Below are 3,003 nucleotides of genomic sequence, written 5' to 3' on the forward strand. Positions count from 1 at the left end.
TAGAAGAGAAATAACAAAGGAGAATATAGTAAAAAATATAATGCGTCTGCCCTGTTGCACTCTAGTGAACAGATCGTTGCACTGGAGTGAACGGTTCTATCTACTCTAGTGAACAGACCTTTCCACTCTAGTGGAACGATTCAGATACCGGTAGGAAAACATGAGAATATCTACTCCATACACTTTCATAAACGCTTTATAATATATTATTAATCAATGCGTAACTGAATATGTAGCATTGAGCCTATTACAATCAATTAGCCTCCTTGCCCTACGAAAGATTATGAGAAATGCCTTAAAAAGCTATGAGAAATACTTTGTTTTGTGGACAAAATGCTGGTAATACTATGAGAAATACCCTTTCTTCTTTTATTTCTCATAGTGTTATATAACTGATTTGAAGATTGTTATCACATATATTATGAGAACATGAGAAATGAAAATGAAAAATCATTTGCAGGAGCTTTGATATAAATACAGGAAACTATCCACACCTATGTTTTTCGAGAAAATGATAAATCGGTTCAGTTCATATCATAGATTTATTTCGTACCTTTGCCATTCTATTTATATAAAAAGAAAAAATGAGTAAAGAATACACACTCGCAGATTTCACAGATATTTTTGATTACTCCACAGGATGGTTCAGCGACAGTAGCATTTGTAGTCTATTCTATCAGATATTCAAACGATTCCCTTCCATGAAAATGGTAAAATATAAAGTAAACCAGGATTTTCTGAAAGAAATCAAGGAACTTTATCAGCAAGATGACGCGTTCGATATATTCGAGCATGTGTACTGCAATCATTTTGAAAATGAAAAAGAAGAAGAGGAGGAAGAAGAAGATAATACATCTACAAAAGAGTTATACGACTGTATCGTTATCTGCAAAAAGAATTTGATGATCGGCTATTTTGATAATTGCGTAAAGATTGTCTATTCCAATATCGACAAGGAGGAAATCAATCAGATCAATCAGATTTGCGAAAACCACAAGAAGGAAAATGAGAAACTTAACAATCTATTTATAGTAACATACTCTCATAACTACTTCAGCCTGAAACAATCGCAAGTTAATGAACCTGCTATTCAGATTGATCGTCACTATAACGATGATTTTGTTCCCGTAGCTGCCGAGATCGAAAACTTTCTGCTGGAGGACAACAAAAGCGGATTAATCATTTTGCATGGAAAACAGGGTACAGGAAAAACGACTTATATCCGTCACCTTATCAATCTTGGAAAAAAGAGAATGATCTATATGAGTGGAGACCTGGTAGATAAACTTTCGGATCCGAGCTTTATCACTTTCATCCGCCAACAAAAGAACTCTATCTTCATCGTAGAGGATTGCGAAGAACTATTATCAAGCCGCAACGGAGGCAACCGTATGAATGCCGGCTTAGTCAACATACTGAATATTAGTGACGGGCTATTGAGCGATGAATTGTGTATCAAATTTATCTGCACCTTTAATGCTCCATTAAAAGATATCGACGAAGCATTGCTTAGAAAAGGACGTCTGGCTGCCCGGTACGAGTTTAAAGACCTGACTACTGATAAGGTTAATCAACTAATCAAGGAAGAAAGCCTGGATATTCCCGAACAGACACACCCCATGACACTGGCTGAAATCTATAATTACGAAGGAATGGATTTCTCCCAGGGAAGAAAACGGGTAGGATTCTAAAGATATTCTCCGGAATAGAATTGCCAGAGAAAAAACTGGCAATTATTATTGTGAAATACAAGTATATAAATTTTATCTACATCCGGACACGATTCGACATTTTTATACGTTTATTATACGTTAAAAGAGTTGCCCTATTATTGAGCAACTCTTTTAAATATAAAACTTCTTAAGTTCAAACTTAACTTGTGATACCTTATACGGACATATTCTTACTTATAAGTTAACGGAACTTCAAAGATATTCACTCACAAAACCTGCTATTATCCAAAGCTGAAGGGAAAAGCGCTTTCATCAGATAAAGCAATTAATCCATTTTTCCGTTGGATACAAATTTTGTTCTCTCGTGCCAACCAACCGGCGGCCAATGCTGTACTTTCTACGCTTAGGTTTAATCTTCTCGCCAATTCCGGTATTGAAATTTCACCAATTTCTTTCAGGGCATACCAGATCTTTCCGGCATTGTTCCCTACAATTGTTTTATCCATGGCTATTTTTATTAATAATTCGGTTACAATATAATCATTTTAATAATAGTTTATAACAAAACCGACTTTTTTATTTTAGTTTTTGACATTATTTAAAACAAGAAAATCAATTTCGCAATTAGCGGTTAAAAATTTGGTCATGGTTCACACCATAACACCACTGTAAGGTACATTATATATCAAAATAAATTCTCAAAACAGGTATAGGGCAACCATAGAAAGAAAATAGAAAGTTGACATTTCCGCAATATCGGACAAGTCATTTCGCTTTTTTACCAATACCTTTGCGAAGTGAAATACCAAAATTAGTTATGCAACAGAAAAAAACAACGAAAGAGGAATATCAAAAGTGCGTAAATGTTGTAGTGGAATACATCATCCAACATTTAGGAGAAGATATTGATTTAAAATCTCTGGCCAGAATTTCAAACTTTTCTCCTTTTTACTTTCACCGGATCATGAAAGCTTTTCTCGGTGAACCGATTGGTACGTTTATTGTCCGGACGCGGACAGAAGCTGCCGCACGCCTACTCCGCTACTCGGATATTCCGATTGCTGACATCGCCTACCGGATTGGTTACGCATCCCCTTCTTCATTATCGAAAGTGTTCAAGCAATTTTATGGCATTTCACCTTTAGAATATAGAAACAATAAAAACTTTGTAATTATGAAACCAGCGATTATCAGGCCAGACCTGGAACTAAAAAAAGAGATCAGAAATGTCTCCGAACGGAATGTGATTTATATCCGCCTTACAGGCGACTACAAACTGAATGATTACGGTGGCACTTGGGGCCGTTTATTCCAATTCATCAAAGAACAA

The 3,003-nt window shown here is 35.6% G+C and carries 3 protein-coding genes; 2 read left to right on the forward strand and 1 reads right to left on the reverse strand.

Going from position 1 to position 3,003, the window contains the following annotated elements:
• Positions 1-584: 584 nt before the first annotated feature.
• Positions 585-1,691: an AAA family ATPase gene (locus ACT8YW_RS22680; RefSeq protein ID WP_004306902.1), complete on the forward strand. Its 1,107-nt coding sequence runs from the start codon at positions 585-587 to the stop codon at positions 1,689-1,691.
• Between the two features lie 263 nt (positions 1,692-1,954).
• Here the strand turns inward: ACT8YW_RS22680 and ACT8YW_RS22685 are convergent, their stop codons facing one another.
• A complete protein-coding gene (locus ACT8YW_RS22685) occupies positions 1,955-2,179 on the reverse strand; it encodes a winged helix-turn-helix domain-containing protein (RefSeq protein WP_258975576.1) in 225 nt (74 codons plus the stop codon).
• Positions 2,180-2,490: 311 nt separating this feature from the next.
• On the opposite strand from ACT8YW_RS22685, the gene ACT8YW_RS22690 reads away from it, so the two are divergent.
• The coding region (locus ACT8YW_RS22690) for a helix-turn-helix domain-containing protein (protein WP_444107225.1) at positions 2,491-3,003 on the forward strand (513 nt) is incomplete at its 3' end.

Source organism: Bacteroides sp. (assembly GCF_052357945.1).
GTDB lineage: Bacteria > Bacteroidota > Bacteroidia > Bacteroidales > Bacteroidaceae > Bacteroides.

Coding starts and splice junctions, on each gene's coding strand:
- ACT8YW_RS22685 (WP_258975576.1), bottom strand. CDS start 2,179: ATGGATAAAACAATTGTAGGGAACAATGCCGGAAAGATCTGGTATGCC.
- ACT8YW_RS22680 (WP_004306902.1), top strand. CDS start 585: ATGAGTAAAGAATACACACTCGCAGATTTCACAGATATTTTTGATTAC.